Origin of the sequence: Streptomyces longisporus, assembly GCF_039532765.1 — a bacterium.
GTDB classification, from domain to species: domain Bacteria; phylum Actinomycetota; class Actinomycetes; order Streptomycetales; family Streptomycetaceae; genus Streptomyces; species Streptomyces longisporus.
This window is the reverse complement of sequence record NZ_BAAASG010000016.1, coordinates 15,246-31,681: the sequence shown is the minus strand read 5'-3', so window position 1 is coordinate 31,681 and position 16,436 is coordinate 15,246. Positions and strand designations below refer to the sequence as shown.

Annotated in this window: 18 protein-coding genes; 14 read left to right on the top strand and 4 right to left on the bottom strand. The window is 69.8% G+C overall.

The window, feature by feature from the left end; genetic code table 11:
* Positions 1-5: 5 nt before the first annotated feature.
* The 3 genes from ABD355_RS32145 to ABD355_RS32135 form a co-directional block, all read right to left on the bottom strand.
* Positions 6-1,244: a hypothetical protein gene (locus tag ABD355_RS32145; protein ID WP_344404381.1), complete on the bottom strand. Its 1,239-nt coding sequence runs from the start codon at positions 1,242-1,244 to the stop codon at positions 6-8.
* A gap of 74 nt (positions 1,245-1,318) precedes the next feature.
* The gene (locus ABD355_RS32140) at positions 1,319-1,825 is read right to left on the bottom strand and encodes a SigE family RNA polymerase sigma factor (RefSeq protein WP_344404379.1); all 507 of its coding nucleotides are present in this window, start codon (positions 1,823-1,825) and stop codon (positions 1,319-1,321) included.
* An 82-nt stretch (positions 1,826-1,907) separates the two neighbouring features.
* Positions 1,908-3,620 (bottom strand): chitinase, encoded by a 1,713-nt coding sequence (locus ABD355_RS32135; RefSeq protein WP_344404378.1) that lies wholly within the window; start codon positions 3,618-3,620, stop codon positions 1,908-1,910.
* 252 nt (positions 3,621-3,872) lie between these two features.
* Here ABD355_RS32135 and ABD355_RS32130 point away from each other — a divergent pair, with 252 nt between their 5' ends.
* The 14 genes from ABD355_RS32130 to ABD355_RS32065 all read left to right on the top strand — a co-directional run bounded on the left by ABD355_RS32130 (position 3,873) and on the right by ABD355_RS32065 (position 15,551).
* Positions 3,873-4,694, top strand: a complete 822-nt coding sequence (locus ABD355_RS32130) for a hypothetical protein (protein WP_344404689.1) — start codon at positions 3,873-3,875, stop codon at positions 4,692-4,694.
* Positions 4,695-4,778: 84 nt separating this feature from the next.
* Positions 4,779-5,486 carry a Flp pilus assembly protein CpaB gene (cpaB, locus tag ABD355_RS32125; RefSeq protein WP_344404377.1) on the top strand — a complete coding sequence of 236 codons (708 nt, stop codon included), beginning with the start codon at positions 4,779-4,781 and terminating at the stop codon, positions 5,484-5,486.
* Between the two features lie 9 nt (positions 5,487-5,495).
* Positions 5,496-6,749, top strand: coding sequence for a CpaE/TadZ family protein (locus ABD355_RS32120; protein ID WP_344404375.1), 1,254 nt, complete (start codon positions 5,496-5,498; stop codon positions 6,747-6,749).
* A 2-nt stretch (positions 6,750-6,751) separates the two neighbouring features.
* Positions 6,752-7,141 carry a TadE/TadG family type IV pilus assembly protein gene (locus ABD355_RS32115; protein ID WP_344404373.1) on the top strand — a complete coding sequence of 130 codons (390 nt, stop codon included), beginning with the start codon at positions 6,752-6,754 and terminating at the stop codon, positions 7,139-7,141.
* A gap of 1 nt (position 7,142) precedes the next feature.
* The gene (locus ABD355_RS32110) at positions 7,143-7,514 is read left to right on the top strand and encodes a TadE/TadG family type IV pilus assembly protein (protein WP_344404372.1); all 372 of its coding nucleotides are present in this window, start codon (positions 7,143-7,145) and stop codon (positions 7,512-7,514) included.
* Positions 7,515-7,537: 23 nt separating this feature from the next.
* Positions 7,538-8,875, top strand: coding sequence for a TadA family conjugal transfer-associated ATPase (locus ABD355_RS32105; protein WP_344404371.1), 1,338 nt, complete (start codon positions 7,538-7,540; stop codon positions 8,873-8,875).
* A gap of 10 nt (positions 8,876-8,885) precedes the next feature.
* Complete coding sequence (locus ABD355_RS32100; protein ID WP_344404370.1) at positions 8,886-9,830, top strand: type II secretion system F family protein; 945 nt, start codon at positions 8,886-8,888, stop codon at positions 9,828-9,830.
* Positions 9,831-9,869: 39 nt separating this feature from the next.
* Positions 9,870-10,757, top strand: coding sequence for a DUF5936 domain-containing protein (locus ABD355_RS32095; protein WP_344404369.1), 888 nt, complete (start codon positions 9,870-9,872; stop codon positions 10,755-10,757).
* A gap of 19 nt (positions 10,758-10,776) precedes the next feature.
* Positions 10,777-12,330 (top strand): sensor histidine kinase, encoded by a 1,554-nt coding sequence (locus ABD355_RS32090; protein ID WP_344404368.1) that lies wholly within the window; start codon positions 10,777-10,779, stop codon positions 12,328-12,330.
* A gap of 50 nt (positions 12,331-12,380) precedes the next feature.
* The gene (locus tag ABD355_RS32085) at positions 12,381-13,322 is read left to right on the top strand and encodes a response regulator (RefSeq protein WP_344404367.1); all 942 of its coding nucleotides are present in this window, start codon (positions 12,381-12,383) and stop codon (positions 13,320-13,322) included.
* 160 nt (positions 13,323-13,482) lie between these two features.
* Positions 13,483-13,680, top strand: a complete 198-nt coding sequence (locus tag ABD355_RS32080) for a hypothetical protein (RefSeq protein ID WP_344404366.1) — start codon at positions 13,483-13,485, stop codon at positions 13,678-13,680.
* The gene (locus tag ABD355_RS32075; RefSeq protein WP_344404365.1) at positions 13,680-14,279 is read left to right on the top strand and encodes a pilus assembly protein TadG-related protein; all 600 of its coding nucleotides are present in this window, start codon (positions 13,680-13,682) and stop codon (positions 14,277-14,279) included. Before ABD355_RS32080 ends, ABD355_RS32075 begins: the two co-directional genes overlap by 1 nt.
* 34 nt (positions 14,280-14,313) lie before the next feature.
* Complete coding sequence (locus ABD355_RS32070) at positions 14,314-14,895, top strand: hypothetical protein (protein WP_344404364.1); 582 nt, start codon at positions 14,314-14,316, stop codon at positions 14,893-14,895.
* 8 nt (positions 14,896-14,903) lie between these two features.
* On the top strand, positions 14,904-15,551 hold the full coding sequence (locus ABD355_RS32065) for an OmpA family protein (protein ID WP_425585820.1): 648 nt from the start codon (positions 14,904-14,906) through the stop codon (positions 15,549-15,551).
* A gap of 99 nt (positions 15,552-15,650) precedes the next feature.
* On the opposite strand, the gene ABD355_RS32060 is transcribed toward ABD355_RS32065, so the two are convergent.
* Positions 15,651-16,376: an SDR family oxidoreductase gene (locus ABD355_RS32060; RefSeq protein ID WP_344404361.1), complete on the bottom strand. Its 726-nt coding sequence runs from the start codon at positions 16,374-16,376 to the stop codon at positions 15,651-15,653.
* Between the last annotated feature and the right edge of the window lie 60 nt (positions 16,377-16,436).

Genomic DNA, 16,436 nt, shown 5'->3' with positions numbered 1-16,436 from the left:
ACCGTTCACTGCCACCACTTGGGGCTGAGAGCGATCGCACGCAACTGCTTCATGGTGAGCGCGGGGGTCTTGCGGGTCGCGGCGGTGTCCTGGGCGCCGGAGTTGAAAGCGCTGATCACCACCCGCCTCCCGTCGGTCCTGATGGTGTCGACGGTCCACATCACGACACCGGCGCCGCCCTTCTCGCCCGGCATCTGGTGCGTGGCGACCTTCGTCCCGTCGGCCAGGACCTGAGCGTCGGAGCCGAAGAGGTCGCCCTCGACGTCCGACATATTGGCCTGGACGTTGACCTGGACGAGGCTCTTGCCCTTGCCGTCGTCGAGGACGAGGTAGCCGAATCCGGAGTCGTCGCCGCTGCCTTCGGACACCTTGAACGCCCCCTTGGGGAGGAGGGACCTGAGGGTCGGAGCGACCGCCACGGAGGCGGCCGTCGCCGTGTCGCTCGGCTGTGCGGTCGGCGTGCTCGTGTCCTGCGGCATCGCGTCGACGGCGTCCCGCCAGGCTCCGGCGGCGGCGAGCTGCCTCAACTGCGCCGGCGACAGCGGTGGTTCGGCCCGGCTGATCGGCGCGTCCTTCTCGGCCGCCGCGTTCCACTCGCTCACGCTGACATGCTGCCCCTGTGGCGTGACGAGCTCGGCGCTCCACCACTTGGTGTCCACCCGCCGGTCCGGATACTCGTACCCCTGCAGCACCATGACCACCGAGGCGTCCGGAAGCCGGGTCGTGCTGCAGGCGTCGTAGTGGGCGAACGCCTTCCCCGGGCACTCGGTGGTCCGCCGCGCCTCGTCACTGCCCGGCTCGACCCGCCCCAGGTTGACGCTGATGGCCGCTGCGCCCTTTCCGTCGTTGTACACGAGCTGCACGTACGACCCGCGGGCTTCCGCTTTGCTGAACTTCCCCTCGGGAAGCAGGCCTTCGAGGGTGCGGATCATCTGGTCGCCGGAGGCGGGGGAGGGGGTGGGTGTGGCGGCGGCGGTGTGGCGCCCGGTGCCGACCGAGGCCCCGTCCTGGTGCGCCGACGATCCGCCACCGGGCAGCAGCAGCGCGCCGCCCACGCCGACGAGGGCGAGCGAGGCGGCCCCGCTGACGGCGGCGGCCCGCCGCCGCAGCAGCAGCCGGCGCCGCCCTCGCAGTTCACCGGCGGCGACGAGCGCGGCCCGGTCGGCCACGAAGGTGTCGCCGGCCTGTCGCAGCTCGGCCGAGAGCTGTTCCTCGAAGGGGTTGCCGTGCTGTTCGAAGGGCATGACGGACCACCGTTTCGCGAAATGGATGGAGAAGAGAGGGGAAGAGGACGGCTCCACAGACGGACAGGTGCCGATCAGGGGCTGGCGTACTCGCCGAGGTCCTCGCCGAGCAGCTCCCGCAGCCGCCCCAGGGCCCGGACGCACCGCGTGCGCACGGCCGCCGAACTGGCGTTCATGGCCTGGGCGGTCTCCTCGACGGAGCGGTCCTCCCAGTACCGCAGGACGACCACGGCCCGGTCCTTGGCGGGCAACCGGGCCAGTGCCTCCAGCAGGGTCAGCCGCAGCGGGGTGTCGCGGCCGTCGGCGGGCACGTCGGGCAGCACGTCGGTGGCGCGCTCGGTGCTGCTGCGCCTGCGCTGATGGGTGAGGAACGTACGCATGAGAACCGTCTGCGCGTATCCCGCGGGATTCTCCACACGGGACACGCGCCTCCAACGGACGTACAGCCGCCCGAGGGTCTCCTGCACCAGATCCTCGGCCAGATGTGTGTCACCGGCGGTCAGCAGACAGGCGGACCGGTAGAGATGCCCGGCACGCACCGCCGCGAACTGCGCGTACTCGTCCGCGCGTGCCTGTCTCATACCCGTTCCCCCTGTCCGCCTGCACCGCCCTCACTTCATTGACGCGGTGGGCCCGGGGAAATGTTTCATGGCCGTTCGGCCGCTACGGCAGCCCATGCACATGCGCCCCCACCGCACTCGACCAGGAACCACCCGCAGCCGCATCCCAGTTGGTCGACCACGTCATCGCGCCCCGCAGGTCGGGATAGGTCTTCGACGGCTTGAAGGTGCCGCAGTTCGTGCCGGCCGTCAGGCAGTCCAGCGCGTTGTTCACGACCGTCGGCAAGACGTACCCGCTGCCCGCCGCGCTCGTGGAGGCCGGCAGTCCCAGGCCGACCTGGGACGGGGCGAGGCCGCCCTCCAGCTGGATGCAGGCCAGAGCCGTCAGGAAGTCCACCGAGCCCTGGCTGTACACCTTGCCGTCGCAGCCCAGCATCGAGCCGCTGTTGTAGTACTGCATGTTGACGACCGTCAGGATGTCCTTCACGTTCAGCGCGGTCTGGAAGTACGCGTTCGACGTGGACTGCATGTCGATCGTCTGCGGGGCCATCGTGATGATCAGGGACGAGCCCGCCTTCGCGGACAGGGAGCGCAGGGCCTGGGACATGTACGTGGCGTTCAGGCCGTTCTCCAGGTCGATGTCCACGCCGTCGAAGCCGTACGTCTGCATCAGGGAGTACACGGAGTTCGCGAAGTTCGCCGCCGACGTCGAGTCGCTCACCGACACCGTGCCGTTCTGGCCGCCCACGGACACGATGACCTTCTTGCCGGCCGCTTGCTTGGCCTTGATGTCCGCCTTGAATTGGTCGACCGTGTAGCCGCCCAGCCCCGCCGAGTCCAGGTTGAACGTCACCGCGCCCGGCGTCGTCGTGGCGTCCGCGAAGGCCACCGCGATGATGTCGTACTGGGACGAGACGTCGGAGATCTTCTGGACCGTGGCGCCGTTGTTGAAGTTCTGCCAGTACCCGGTGACCGCGTGCTTGGGAAGCGCGGTGCCACCGCCACCCCCGGAGGAAGCGGTCGTCGTGCCCGTCACCGCCGTCGACTTCGCCGACTCACCGGCCGAGTTGGTCGCGGTGACCTGGAAGGAGTACGACGTCGAGGCCGCGAGGCCGGTGACCGTCGCCGAAGCGCCCGTCACCGCCGTCACCTTCGTGCCGTTGCGGTAGACGTTGTAGCCGGTCGCGCCCGAGACCGCGTTCCAGGCCAGGGAGACCGAGGAGGAGGTCGTGGCGGACACCGAGAGGCCGCTCGGCGCGGCGGGGACCGTCGGTGCCGGGTCGCCGCCTCCGCCGCCGTCCGGGCCGTACACCGACACGTCGTCCGCGTAGTACGCCGCCTGGCCGTACCAGCCGTGCGTGTACACCGTCACGGAGGTCGTGGCCGACCCCGTGGTGAAGCTCGTCGTCAGCTGCTTCCAGGAGGACGAGTCCGGGGTCCAGGTCGACACGTCAGTGGTGCCGGTGCCACTCACGCCCAGGAAGGCGTAGCCGCCCTGCACCCAGGCGCTCAGTGAGTACGTCGAGTTCGGCTTCACCGCCACCGTCTGGCTGCACTGGGCGTCGTCCTGCCCGGCCGGGGTGGCCTTGAGCGCGGCAGCGCCGCTGTGCACGGGGGAGGAGACCGTCGTACCGCTGCTCGCGGAACAGGTCCAGTTGCTCAGGCCGGACTCGAAGCCGGCGTTCTTCGCGTTGTTGACGTCCGCTGCGGACGCCTGGCCCGTGCCCGCGAAGGTGAGGGCGAGGGCGGCGGTGACGGCTCCTGACAGGAGCCGTGTCGTCGACAGCCTTGCTGCCGATCGTCTCAGTGGGGACATGACAACAAGTTGGTCCAGACCAATCCGGGTGTCAAGAGGTCCAGGCCAAATGGCTCGCCGACTCGTTTCGGGATCGGCGAGATGCTCGAACCTGCCCCGTTTTGACGCTACTTGTGAAACGCCAGTTCCTCACCAGCTACACAAACGCTGTTCTCCGGCCACAGAGGCGTGGATACAGTGCTGAGGTAGTCACGGAGTGAAGTCACCGGGGAGCTGCGCGTGCCAACTGCCATCGCCGTGACCAGTGCCGACATGGCGCTGCCACCGCAGGACGAGCGGACCCTGCCTGCCGTCGTGCTGCAGGACCTGGACAAGCAGCCGCTGGAGCAGGCGCTGGCGGGTGTGCAGAGTCTGATCGACCAGCACGGCCATCTGGTCGTCGTCTGTTCACAGGCGGTCTCCGCGGAGACGGGCCGGCGGCTGCACACGATCCGCTCCCTGCTGGAGACCGACCGTATCGCCCTGTTCCGTCCCGCTCTGCCCCCGCTCGGACTCGCCGTCCTGGCCCGCCAGTTGAGGCAGCTGGCCTCCTGCGACCTCAGCCCCGGGGTGCTCGCCTCCGCCGGCCGCCTCCTCACCCACTACATCCACGCCGGAGCACTGCTCGGCTCGGTCGCCCGCCTCGACCGCGTCGAGGTGGGCCTCAAGCAGCACGCCAAGTCCTGGGTGCCGGGCCAGCACTTCGCCGTACTCGCCCATCCCGAGCCGCGGTTGGTGAAGCTCGCCCCCGGCGCTTCCCTCCCCGGGCCGGAGTTCGGCACCTCGATGCTGGTCGCCAAGGGGCAGCTGCAGTCGGACTGGGTCACCGCGAGCCTCGTCCCGCAGTGGAACGCCCAGGGGCTGCGGGAGGCGGCGCTGCCGGCCGAGTCCGCCCTCTGGTGGGGGACGGGCAAGCTGATCGAGTTCGCCTCCTTCCTGCCCGACCTGTCCGTGCTGTACCAGCTGGTCACCTCGGTACGGCAGGGCTCCTGCCACTGGTGCGGCATCGACGTCATCGGCGACCGCTGCGTCTTCTGCTCCGCCGGACCGCCGCCCGTCCTGGAGAACCAGCTCCCGGCGGGGAGAGGCTCCTGAACCGCCCGCCGGCTGCGCCGCAGACGTAACGCCCGCACGATCCCGTCCGCTCGACCGATATCCCCCAATGAGGTTGTACGGTTCATGAACTCCCGTCAGCGCCGTGGCGTGCTACTCCTGCTTCTGTCGGTCGTCTGCGCCCTCGGCGCGTTCGTCGGCGTCCTGTCCGTCATCAGTGACGTGAAGTCCCAGGTCGGGCCCAAGGTCACGGCGTACGAGGTCAAGAGCGACATCAAGCCGTACACCAGCCTCAGCGCGTCGCAGTTCGAGAAGACCGAGATGCCCAAGCGGTGGCTGTCGGCGAACGCGGTCACCGATCTCGCCGGCGTCCGCGGCAAGGTCGCCGTGACGACCCTGAAGAAGGGCTCCCTGCTGCAGAGCGACATGATCGCCGACCAGCCCGCGCTGCAGCCCGGGCAGCAGGAGGTCGCCATCATGATCGATGCGGCGACCGGCGTCGCCGGCAAGATAACGCCGGACTCCAAGGTCAACGTCTACGCCACCTTCGAGGGACAGAAGCAGGGCGACCCCGACCTGTCCAAGATCATCGTGACCAACGCCAGGGTCCTCGATGTCGGCGACCTCACCTCGCTCCAGCCCGACGCCGACAACCGCACCGGCCAGCCCACCAAGGCCGTCCCCATCACCTTCGCGCTCTCCGCGCTCGACGCCCAGCGCCTGACGTACGCGGAGTCCTTCGCCAAGCGGGTCAGGCTCGCGCTGGTCGCGCCGAGCGAGACCGGCACCATCCCGGAGCAGGACCGCACGTACCAACTCGCCAAGGACAAGTGAGAGGCCCCCATGCCCACGAGGATCCTCCCGGCAGTCGGTGACGTGGACGCGGTCCGGTCCATCACGACACTGCTCAGCCAGCTCCCGGACGCCGAGCCGGTCACCCCGGTCGTCGACTCGACCCAGCTCGTCGACACCCTCGCGCGGCTCGCCGCCGAGTCCGTCGACGAACTGCCCGAGGTCGTGGTGGTGCACGAACGGATCGGCCCGGTCCCGGCGCTGGAACTCATCCGCGAGGTGGCCCTGCGCTTTCCCGCGGTCGGGGTCATCCTCGTCACCTCGGACGCGAGCCCCGGCCTGTTCCAGGCGGCGATGGACTACGGCGCGCGCGGCCTGGTGGCGCTGCCTCTCAGCTACGAGGAGCTGGCCAGCCGCGTCCAGGCCGTCGCGCAGTGGTCGGTGGGCGTACGGCGCCATCTCGGCTCCGGCGGCGATGTCTTCACCGGCGTCGGCGGCACCGTCGTCACGGTGAGCGGCGCGAAGGGCGGCGTGGGCGCGACCCTGACCGCCATCCAACTGGCGCTCGCGGCACAGGCCTCGGGGCGCGGCACCGCGCTGGTGGACATGGACCTGCAGACGGGGGACGTGGCCTCGTATCTGGACGTCCAGTTCCGCCGGTCGGTGGTGGACCTGGCGGCGATCACCGACATCTCACCCCGGGTGCTCGCGGACGCGGTCTTCCGCCACGACACGGGCCTCGCGCTGCTGCTCGCCCCCGGGGAGGGCGAACGCGGCGAGGAGGTGACGGACCGGGCGGCCCGGCAGATCGTCAGCGCCCTGCGTTCCCGCTACGAGGTCGTCGTCATCGACTGCGGCGCCCAGCTGGGCGGGGCGGGAGCGGCCGCGGTGGAGATGGCCGACACGGCCCTGCTGGTCACGACCCCGGACGTGGTCGCGGTGCGCGGCGCCAAGCGGACCGTACGGATGTGGGACCGGCTGCAGATCCGCAAGGCCGAGGAGACCACGGTGGTCGTCAACCGGCATTCGCGCGGTACGGAGATCCAGCCGCCGCTGATCCAGAAGATCACGGGCACTGCGGTCGCCGGGACCGCGATCCCCGCCAACTTCAAGGAGCTGCAGGGGGCGGTCGACGCGGGACGGGTCCACGAGCTGGACAGCAGGGGCTCCGTGAAGCAGGCGCTGTGGGCGCTCGCGGGGGAGCTGGGGCTGGTCAAGGCGGTCGAGGGGGCGCAGCGGGGCGGGCGGTTCCGGGGGGACCGCGGGTCGGTGAGTTTCCGGCGGCGCCGGGAGGGTGGGGGATAGGGATGCGGCTGGCGCTGCGTGCAGGCGGGGACAGGGGCCAGGTCACCATCGAGTTCCTGGGCATGATGCCGACGATCATCATCACGCTGGTGGTGCTGTGGCAGCTCGTGCTGGTGGGGTACACGTACACGCTTGCGGGGAATGCTGCGGATGAGGCCGTGCGGGCGGGGACCGCGGCGAAGGGTGACTGGCAGGGGGTGTGCGCGCAGAAGGGGAAGGAGAAGCTGCCGGGCGCATGGCAGGGCGGCGCCACCGTCACCTGCAGTCCCGGAGCACCCGGCTATGTCACGGGCGACGTCACGCTCACCGTCCCCCTCCTCTTCCCGGGCACGTTCAGTTTCCCGCTCCACGTGAAGGGCCACGCGGGCGCGGTCCAGGAGGCGACGCACTGAGATGTCGTACGACCGCAAAGACCGCGACCGCGGCCAAGTCGCCATCGAGTACCTGGGGTTCCTGCCCATCCTGCTGATCGTCGGCATGGCGGTCGTGCAGCTGGGTCTGATCGCCTACGCCGCCCAGCAGGCGGGTACGGCGGCCCGGGCCGGGGCGCGGGCGGAATCGCTGAAGCCGGGGACCGCCCAGGAGGGCTGCACGAACGCGATCAGCAGCGGGCTGTCGGTCTCCTGCACCGCCGCGCCGAACGCGGACACGGTCACCGTCACCGCCACCGTCCAGATCCCGTCGATCGTCCCCGGCTGGGACTTCGACCCCGCCAGGAAGACCGCGACCATGCCGCTCGACTCGACCCACCCGACCACCGGCTGACGCGGGAACAAGGAGCACCGACGATGAGCCTGCGCGCACGCATCAACACCCCCGAGGAGAACGGCCACCGGGGCGAGGACGGCCACCTGGTCGCCTCCTACCGGGCCAAGCTCCTGGAGGAGATCGACCTCGCGGAGATGAGCGCGCTGGCCGCGGCCGAGCGCCGCGCCCGCCTGGAGCGGGTGCTCGGGCACATCATCAGCCGCGAGGGCCCGGTGCTGTCCACGGTCGAGCGTTCGCAGCTGATCCGCAGGGTGGTGGACGAGGCCCTGGGCCTCGGCATCCTTGAGCCGCTGCTCGAGGACGCCTCGATCACGGAGATCATGGTGAACGGCCCGGACGCGATCTTCGTCGAACGAGGCGGCCGGGTGGAGCAGTTGCCCCTGCGCTTCCCTTCCCACGACCAGCTGATGCAGACGATCGAGCGGATCGTCTCCACGGTCAACAGGCGCGTGGACGAGTCGAACCCCATGGTCGACGCCCGCCTCCCGTCCGGCGAGCGCGTCAACGTGATCATCCCGCCGCTGTCCCTCACGGGCGCCACCCTCACCATCCGCCGCTTCCCGCGCTCCTTCACGCTCCAGGAGATGATCGGCTTCGGCTCGCTGGACGAGCCCATCCTGTATCTGCTGGCGGGGCTGGTGCAGGCGAAGTCCAACGTGATCGTGTCGGGCGCGACGGGCACGGGCAAGACGACGCTGCTGAACGCGCTGTCCGGGCTGATCCCCGAGACCGAGCGCATCATCACCATCGAGGACTCGGCGGAACTCCAGCTGCAGCAGAGCCATGTGATACGGCTGGAGTCCCGCCCCCCGAACGTCGAGGGCAAGGGCCAGGTCACCATCCGCGACCTGGTGCGCAACTCCCTCCGTATGCGCCCCGACCGCATCGTCGTCGGTGAGGTCCGCGGCGGCGAGTCCCTCGACATGCTCCAGGCGATGTCGACGGGCCACGACGGATCCCTGGCCACGGTGCACGCGAACAGCGCGGAGGACGCGCTGATGCGACTGAAGACCCTGGCATCGATGTCCGAGGTCGAGGTCCCCTTCGAGGCGCTGCACGACCAGATCAACAGCGCCATCGACGTGATCATCCAGCTCACCCGCTTCGCCGACGGCGCCCGCCGCATCACCGAGATCGCGATCCTCGACAGCCACGGCAGCGAGCCGTACCGCCTGGCGACGGTGGCCCGCTTCAACGCCCGGCCGATGGCCGCCGACGGCCGCATCTACGGCGCCTTCGAGTACTTCCCGCTGCCACGCCGCACCGCGGACCGCCTCTACATGGCGAGCCAGCCTGTTCCCCAGGCGTTCGGCGTCGCCGAGTCCGTAGCACAGCTCGCCATCCGAGAAGCCAGGTAGGAACCGTCCGATGGATCTGCACACCCTAGTCCTGCTCACCACCGGCATCACCCTGCTGACCTGCGTCCTGGCGGTCCTGGGCCTGCACTCCTACGCCACCGGCAAGGCCCAGCGCCAGGCACTCGTCGACCGCCTCTCGGCCGCCGGCCAGCTACCGGCGGGCGGCCGCCGCCGGCGCTTCCGCAACCTGGACCGCCGCCTGCGCCGTACGAAGCTCGGCAAGAAGCTGGAACTGCGGCTGGTGGCAACGGGCCTGGACATCACTCCGGGCGAGTTCTTCGTCTACATGCTGGCGACGGTGGCGGGACTGTGGCTCATCGGCCAGGCGTCCCTCGCGCCCTTCTTCGGACCGCTGGCCGGTCTGCTGGGCATCGGGGTGGCGCTGCAGTTCCTGAACTGGCAGCGGCAGAAGCGGATCGAGAAGTTCATCAACCAACTGCCCGAGCTGGCCCGGATCATGGCCAACGCCACCCAGGCCGGACTGGCCCTGCGCACCGCGATCGGGATGGCGGCGGAGGAACTGGAGGCACCGGCCGGGGAGGAACTCGCCAAGGTCGCCAACCAGCTGGCACTCGGCGCCTCCATGGACGACGCACTGGGCGAACTGGCCGAGCGGCTGCCGTCACGCGAGCTGGTCGTCCTGGTGACGACGCTGGTGCTGTCGAACCGGGCGGGCGGACAGGTGGTCACGGCCCTGCGCAACCTCACGGACACCCTGGAGGAACGCAAGGAGACGCGGCGCGAGGTCCGCACCCAGCTCTCCCAGGTCAACATGACCTCGTACGCCGTCCCCGTGCTCGGCGTGGGCTCCCTGTTCCTCATGAACGGCGTCAAGCACGGCGCCCTGGACCGTATGACGGGCTCGCCCGTCGGCCAGGCCGCGGTGATCATCGCCTTCGCGCTCTACGCGGTCGGCTTCATCCTCATCCGCCGCCTGTCCCGCATCGACGTCTGAGACGCCGGGCGTTTTGAGAACTCTGGAGGGAGGACGGCCATGGGACTTCTGCTGGCACTGGTGATGGGCCTCGGCGTCGCGGGCATCTTCGCCGGCATCCGCATGTACCGCGCGGACGCCAAGCTGCCCGGCGACCTGGTGCTCGCCCTGGAGGTGGGCTCGACCCGCACCGGCGCGGTCGACTCGCTCATCGACCGCCTCGGCATGCGGTACGCGCCCGCGGTCCTGCGCCTGATGGGCCCGAAGCTGGTCGCCAGGTACCGCCGCAAGATCGACCTCGCGGGCAACCCCGGCGGCCTGACCATCGACCGCTATGCGGCCCGCCGCGCGGTCTACGGCTTCCTGGGCGGCGTGGGCGGACTGGTGTTCCTGATGAAGGGCAACCTCATCCTGGCCGTGGTCCTGTTCGCCTTCGGCGCGTTCTGGACGGAGGTCGGCATCTGGTCGGCGATCCGCGTCCGCAAGGACGTCATCGAGCGCACCCTGCCGGACTTCCTCGACGTGCTCGCGGTCGTGGTGAGCGCGGGCCTCGGCTTCCGCCAGGCCCTGGACCGGGTGGCCTCGAAGTACGAGGGCCCCTGGGCGGACGAACTGCGCATCACGCTCCGCCAGATGGACCTCGGCATGAGCCGCCGCCAGGCCTTCGCGGAGCTGCGCCGCCGCAACGACTCCGAACAGGTCGCGATGTTCGTGACGGCGCTGCAGCAGGGTGAGGAACTGGGCGCCCCCATCGTCGACACCCTTGTGGCTCTCGCGAAGGACATGCGGCGCACGGACGCGCAGAACGCCCGCCGCAAGGCGGCCCGCGCGGTCCCCAAGGCCACCATGATGATCACCACCTTCATGGTCCCGGCCACGATGATCCTCCTCGGCGCCGGCCTGATCCTCGGCTCCGGCACCGACTTCGGCTCTCTCACGGGCAAGTAGGGACGGGGTGAGGAGGACGATGGCGACGACAGAGGAACGCGCGGGCCGCGAGGCACGCACGCGGCTGCTACGACGACGCCCGAAGACCCCGGAGATCACGACCCCGCCGACGGGCACCGTCCTGCCGCCCCACGCCCGCACGGGCGCCCACGACATCCCGGCGACGTCGGCCACACCGCAGCTGCCCCCGGGATGGGAACGGGCGGACGCACCGCTGCCGGCGCTCCCGGCGCAGCCGGATCCCCGAGGCCGGGCGTGGCCGCCGGAGCCTGGGGCGCCTGCACCCGTGGCGGCAGCTGTGGTGTCGCCGACGGGACCACCCGCACCGGACGACGAGAGCCGCACACCCCCCACGATCCCCCTCCAGATCAACGCCCTCCAGGCCATGTGCCGCCAGGTCTTCGGCTTCCGCCTCGCCATGATCGCGCTGGCCGCCCCCGCCGCCCTCCTGCACGCGGCGCCGGGCCTGGCCACCCGCCTCGTGGGCGCGGCGGTCGTGGCCACCTTCATGGGCTCGTACGTCCTCTTCAGGGACTGGGAGCGCTTCGGCCCCCTGCTCCTGCGGCACCCCACGCTCCTCGCCGTGGACATGCTCTTCGGCTCCCTGCTCCTGATCTCCGCGGGCCCGGACACCCCCCTCGCCTACGTCAGCGTCTGCACCCCGCTCCTGGCCGGCATCGTCTACGGCTGGCGAGGCGCCGCGGTCTTCGCGTCGCTGCAGTCCCTGATCCTCTTCTTCGTGCACGCGGCGGCGAGGGACCTGCACTCCGGCCGTCCCGCGGAGACCCTGCTCCTGCCCGGCCTGTGCGTGATCGCGGGCGCGGTCGGCTCGGCCCTGCGCAACCTCATGTTCCGCTTCGGCGCCGCAACGCAGGCCCTGACCACGATGCAGGCCCGGCTGGCGGTCACGGAGGCGGTCAGCGCCGAACGGGCCCGGTTGGCAAGGGAGATGCACGACTCCGTGGCCAAGACCCTCCATGGTGTGGCCCTCGCCGCGGACGGTCTGGCAGGCTCGGCGGGCAGCCCTCACCTCGACCCGAAGCTGGTCAAACAACAGGCCGAACTGGTCGCCCGCTCGGCCCGCCGGGCCGCCGCCGAGTCCCGCGAGCTTTTGGCCGATCTGCGCCGCGAATCCGACCCGGACCACGCGACCGACGTCCTGTCCGAACTGTCCGCCCGCACCGGGGACTTCACCGCCCGCACCGGCGTCCCGGCGGCCTACCGCGTGACGGGCGACGACCCCGTGCCACCCGTCCCACCGGCCGTGGCCCGGCAACTCCTCACCATCGTCTCCGAGGCGATGGAGAACGCCCACCGGCACGCGGCCGCGACCCGGGTGGACGTGCACGCAGGCGTCCACGGCGGCCTCCTCCGCATCAGCGTCCACGACGACGGCCGCGGTCTGCCCTCCGGCATCACCCTCGAACAACTCCGCCGCGCAGGCCACTTCGGCCTGGTCGGCATGGTCGAACGCGCGGCATCGGTGGGCGCCCGCATCAGCATCGGCCGGGGCGCCCACTCCAAGGGCACGGAGGTCTGCCTGGAACTCCCGCTGGCGGCGGTGACGACGTAGACATCGCGCCCACCCCCCGTCCTTCCCCCCTCCCGAGAGGAGGCCGCCCGATGCCGGACCCCACGACTCCCCCCTCAGGTCCACAACCGCAGCCCCCCGACAGCCCGTTCTCAGCAGCCCCGGCGCCCGCGCCGCTCAAAGTCGTGGTGGCGGACGACAACCCGGTCGTCCGCGCGGGCCTGACGGCGCTCCTCTCCGGCCGCGCCGACATCACCGTGGTGGCGGAAGCGGCAGACGGCCGCCAGGCCTACGAAGCGGCCCGTCGGCACCACCCCGACGTCATCCTCCTGGACGTCCGCATGCCCGGCGTCGACGGCATCTCGGCGCTCCCGTACCTGGTGCGGATCGCCCCGGTCGTGATGCTCACGTACAGCAGGGAATCGGAGATCGTCCAGGAGGCCCTGCGCCGTGGCGCCGGCGGCTACCTGGTCCACGGCGAGTTCACCGCGGACCAACTGGTCACAGCGGTATGGGACATCAAGGAGGGCAGGGCCCACTTCACGTCGACGGCGGCGGGGGCGTTGCTGGAGCAGCTGCGCCAGGGTGAAGGAGGCCTTCCGCTTCCGGAAGGCCTGGGTAGTGCAACTGCATACGAAGATGAGAGCTCAGCGCATTCACCTTCACTTACTCAACAACCCCTCCCGCCAGCAGACTTGGGCGCACCCACCACCTCGACCTCCACTATTTCTTCAAAAAACCTTTCGCAGATGCAACCGCATGTGGGACAGTCGTCGTCTGGGTGGTCGAGTGGCCGTCCGGTGGCTGCTCCCGACAGGGCAAGGTTCCAACTGAGCACGAGGGAGGCGGAGATCATGGACCTCATCGCGTCCGGCATGAACAACCAGCAGATCGCCGCCGCCTGCTTCATCAGCGAGAAGACGGTCAAGAACCACATCAACCGCATCTTCGCGAAACTCCACAGCACCAGCCGCGCCGAAGCAGCCGCCAAATGGCTCGGCACCGCGCCCGGCTCGGGCCGAGGGGTGGGGTGACCAGAGGTGACGGCAGGGGGGAACGGGAAGCCGCGAGATCGTGGCCGGGCCATGCTCTGGGCCCTTGATTGGGCCCTGGGGCCCTTCAGCGGGAGGGGTGTTGCACCGTACGGTTCTCGTGCCGAGAGCGGCACGGAGATCCGACCCGGAGGGGAACACCATGAGCAACTGGATCAACACCACTGTCGCGTACCTGCAGACCCGCACCGCCCGCAACGACAAGGGGCAGACGGCGGTGGAGTACCTGGGGATCATCGCGGTGGTGGTGGCGATCGTGTTGGCGATCACGGGGACGGACATCGGTCAGACGATTTTCGATGCCATCACCGCCAAGATTGCCCAAGTCACTGGTGGTTGATGCGGCCCCGCAAGTACAACGATGCAGGGCAGGCCTTCCCCATCTACATCACGGTGGTGGCGGGTCTGCTCTTTCTCGCGTTCGCGTATCTTGCGGTCGGCCAAGCCGCCGCGACCCGGAACAGTGCCCAGACAGCAGCCGACGCGGCGGCTCTCGCGGCGGCGCAGGACACCCGGGACAAGCTCGCAGGACAGTGGTTGGACGTCGTACGCGACCCCACGAAGTGGCAGGACATCCTTGACGGCAACGCGGCGCAACTCAACGGGTGCTGGCGTGCCTACCAGCTCGCAGAGCAGAACGACTCACATGTGCTCGACGGGCGTTGCGTCCCCCAGCTGTTGGATCTGAGCTACACCGTCGCAGTCGAGACGAACAAGTCCGTCGGCAACTCCATCGTCCCCGGTACGGAGAGCCGACATGCGAATGCGTCAGCCAAGGCTGTGATCGAGCCGCTCTGTGAGCTCCCCGGCGGCGATACCCGGGGCAACCCACTGCCGAAGCTCACCTGCAAGGGCAACCGGATCTGGGACCTGAACCCGGATGATCCCGCCGGCCTGCCGGGTCCCGAGGACCTCTTCTCCGTCCATCTGGCCGACTGACAAGCGAACGACGAGTGATGAAGGAAGCGGAGTCATGAGCATTCGGTTCACTGCGAAGGCCTGTAGGGGGATGGTCGCGTTGGCCGTTGCGACCGGTCTGGCCATTGGGGTGGCCGGTTGCGGCAGCGGTGGCGGCGACGACAAGAAGCCGGGCACGTCGGCGTCCGCCTCCAAGAGCAGTGGATCCGAGCCGAGTGCTCAGCAAGGCCAGTCGGACACTCCTCTGGCCGAGTTGAAAGGCTCGGACGGACTGCTTTTGCAGATCACCTCAGCTCAGCGAGATTCGGGTGGCTTCGTCACCGTGAACGCCAATCTGAAGAACGATGGTCCAAAGAGCGTGGTGATTCCTTCTGCGTTGAGCGGCAATGAAACGGAGATCACGAGGAACGGCAGATCTCTCGGCGGTGCCACGCTCGTCGACTCGAAGGGAAAGAAGCGCTACTACGTGCTGCGCGACACGGAGGGCCGCCCCCTGACCACGACGGGCTTCTCGCTGATCAAGGCCGGCGAGAGCTTGGCTGTGTTCATGCAGTTTCCCTCGCCGCCGACCAGTACCGCCGAAGTGACCTTCCAACTGCCGACGTTCTCCAGCGGCACGATCACGATCTCCGGATGAGGCACGCGATGACGGACACCTCACCGCGAACAGGGGCACCCCGCCTCGCTCTCGCCCTCACCGCCGCCTCCCTCATGGTCGCCACCAACCTCATCGGCACCGTGACGGCCCACGCGGACGACACCCCCAGCGTGCCGCCCGGCACCGAACCATCGGCCTCGGCCCCGGTCAAGGTGGACCCCAACGACCCCGACCTCAAACTCCCGGAGGGCGCCACCCTCGCCGCCCCCAAGGTCCTGGACATCAAGTCCGTCGTGGAGGACCAGAGCGGTGACGAACGCCGCGAGGACACCAACTCCGACGTCAAGTTCGCCCTCCAGGCCGAGGTCCTGTTCAGCAAGGACAGCGCCAAGCTGAGCGACGAGGCGAAGGCGCGTATCGCGGCGATCGCGGACGAGATCAAGAAGCAGAACGCGACAAAGGTCCGCGTCTTCGGCTTCACGGACAACCTGGGCTCGGCGGCCCACGGCGACGTCCTCTCCCGGCAACGCGCCAACGCCGTACAGGACGTCCTGGACCAGGAACTGCACGACCCCAACATCACCTTCGAGGTGCGCGGCTACGGCGAGCAGTACCCGATCGCGGACAACTCGACGGAGGCGGGCCGCAGGAAGAACCGACGGGTGGAGGTCACGTTCCCGCGATCGGAGAGCTGAGGAGCAGGTCGGCAAGGACGGCGCTCTGCTGTGGATACCCCCCGGCCCCATGCGACCGCCCCGAGGCCGCTGCCGCCCGTCGGTCTCATCGAACCCGGGTCACCACGGCACCTCCCCCGCATCCTCGAAGAACCCGCCCGTCGGCCCGTCGTCCGGCAGGGTCGCCAGGCGGAGGGCGATCGCCGCGCCCTGTTGCGGGGTGCGGACGCCGCGGAAGCCGTTGAGGTCGGTGGCGCAGTAGCCGGGGCAGGCGGCGTTGATCAGGATGTTCGTGTCGCGCAGCTCCCTGGCGTACTGGACGGTGACGGCGTTGAGGAAGGTCTTCGAGGGGGCGTAGGCAACGGCGATCGGGCCGGTTTCGGTGCCGGGAGTGCTCTGCCGGGTGAGGGAGCCGACGCTGCTGGACATGTTCACGATCCGAGGCGAGGCCGACCGGCGCAGCAAGGGCAGCAGCGCGTTGGTGACGCGGATGACGCCGATCACGTTGGTCTCCACGGCCGCCCGCACCGTGTCGAGGTCGACCGTGGTGGGCGTCTGCGGCATGCCGCCGGTGATCCCGGCGTTGTTGACGAGCACGTCGAGGCGTCCGGCGCGGTCCCGCAGCGACTCGGCGGCGGCGGCCACGCTCGCGTCGTCGGTGACGTCGAGCGGCACGCCGAACGCGTCCACGCCGCCCGCATGCAGCTTCGCCACGGCGGCCTCGCACCGCTCCTCGTTCCGGGCGGCGACCCCGACCCGCCAGCCGAGGGCGCCGAGCCCGGCCGCGATCTCGTAACCGATTCCCTTGTTCGCGCCGGTCACCAGCGCGATCGTCTGTTCGCTCATGCGGTCAATCCTGTCCGGGCACGGTGGGAGCAGGCCAACACCGATCGGGTGGGCAGCGAT

Excerpts from the sequence above, each read along its gene's own strand:
- ABD355_RS32145 (WP_344404381.1), bottom strand. The coding sequence starts at position 1,244 with ATGCCCTTCGAACAGCACGGCAACCCCTTCGAGGAACAGCTCTCGGCC.
- ABD355_RS32140 (WP_344404379.1), bottom strand. The coding sequence starts at position 1,825 with ATGAGACAGGCACGCGCGGACGAGTACGCGCAGTTCGCGGCGGTGCGT.
- ABD355_RS32135 (WP_344404378.1), bottom strand. The coding sequence starts at position 3,620 with ATGTCCCCACTGAGACGATCGGCAGCAAGGCTGTCGACGACACGGCTC.
- ABD355_RS32130 (WP_344404689.1), top strand. The coding sequence starts at position 3,873 with ATGGCGCTGCCACCGCAGGACGAGCGGACCCTGCCTGCCGTCGTGCTG.
- cpaB (WP_344404377.1), top strand. The coding sequence starts at position 4,779 with ATGAACTCCCGTCAGCGCCGTGGCGTGCTACTCCTGCTTCTGTCGGTC.
- ABD355_RS32120 (WP_344404375.1), top strand. The coding sequence starts at position 5,496 with ATGCCCACGAGGATCCTCCCGGCAGTCGGTGACGTGGACGCGGTCCGG.
- ABD355_RS32115 (WP_344404373.1), top strand. The coding sequence starts at position 6,752 with ATGCGGCTGGCGCTGCGTGCAGGCGGGGACAGGGGCCAGGTCACCATC.
- ABD355_RS32110 (WP_344404372.1), top strand. The coding sequence starts at position 7,143 with ATGTCGTACGACCGCAAAGACCGCGACCGCGGCCAAGTCGCCATCGAG.
- ABD355_RS32105 (WP_344404371.1), top strand. The coding sequence starts at position 7,538 with ATGAGCCTGCGCGCACGCATCAACACCCCCGAGGAGAACGGCCACCGG.
- ABD355_RS32100 (WP_344404370.1), top strand. The coding sequence starts at position 8,886 with ATGGATCTGCACACCCTAGTCCTGCTCACCACCGGCATCACCCTGCTG.
- ABD355_RS32095 (WP_344404369.1), top strand. The coding sequence starts at position 9,870 with ATGGGACTTCTGCTGGCACTGGTGATGGGCCTCGGCGTCGCGGGCATC.
- ABD355_RS32090 (WP_344404368.1), top strand. The coding sequence starts at position 10,777 with ATGGCGACGACAGAGGAACGCGCGGGCCGCGAGGCACGCACGCGGCTG.
- ABD355_RS32085 (WP_344404367.1), top strand. The coding sequence starts at position 12,381 with ATGCCGGACCCCACGACTCCCCCCTCAGGTCCACAACCGCAGCCCCCC.
- ABD355_RS32080 (WP_344404366.1), top strand. The coding sequence starts at position 13,483 with ATGAGCAACTGGATCAACACCACTGTCGCGTACCTGCAGACCCGCACC.
- ABD355_RS32075 (WP_344404365.1), top strand. The coding sequence starts at position 13,680 with ATGCGGCCCCGCAAGTACAACGATGCAGGGCAGGCCTTCCCCATCTAC.
- ABD355_RS32070 (WP_344404364.1), top strand. The coding sequence starts at position 14,314 with ATGAGCATTCGGTTCACTGCGAAGGCCTGTAGGGGGATGGTCGCGTTG.
- ABD355_RS32065 (WP_425585820.1), top strand. The coding sequence starts at position 14,904 with ATGACGGACACCTCACCGCGAACAGGGGCACCCCGCCTCGCTCTCGCC.
- ABD355_RS32060 (WP_344404361.1), bottom strand. The coding sequence starts at position 16,376 with ATGAGCGAACAGACGATCGCGCTGGTGACCGGCGCGAACAAGGGAATC.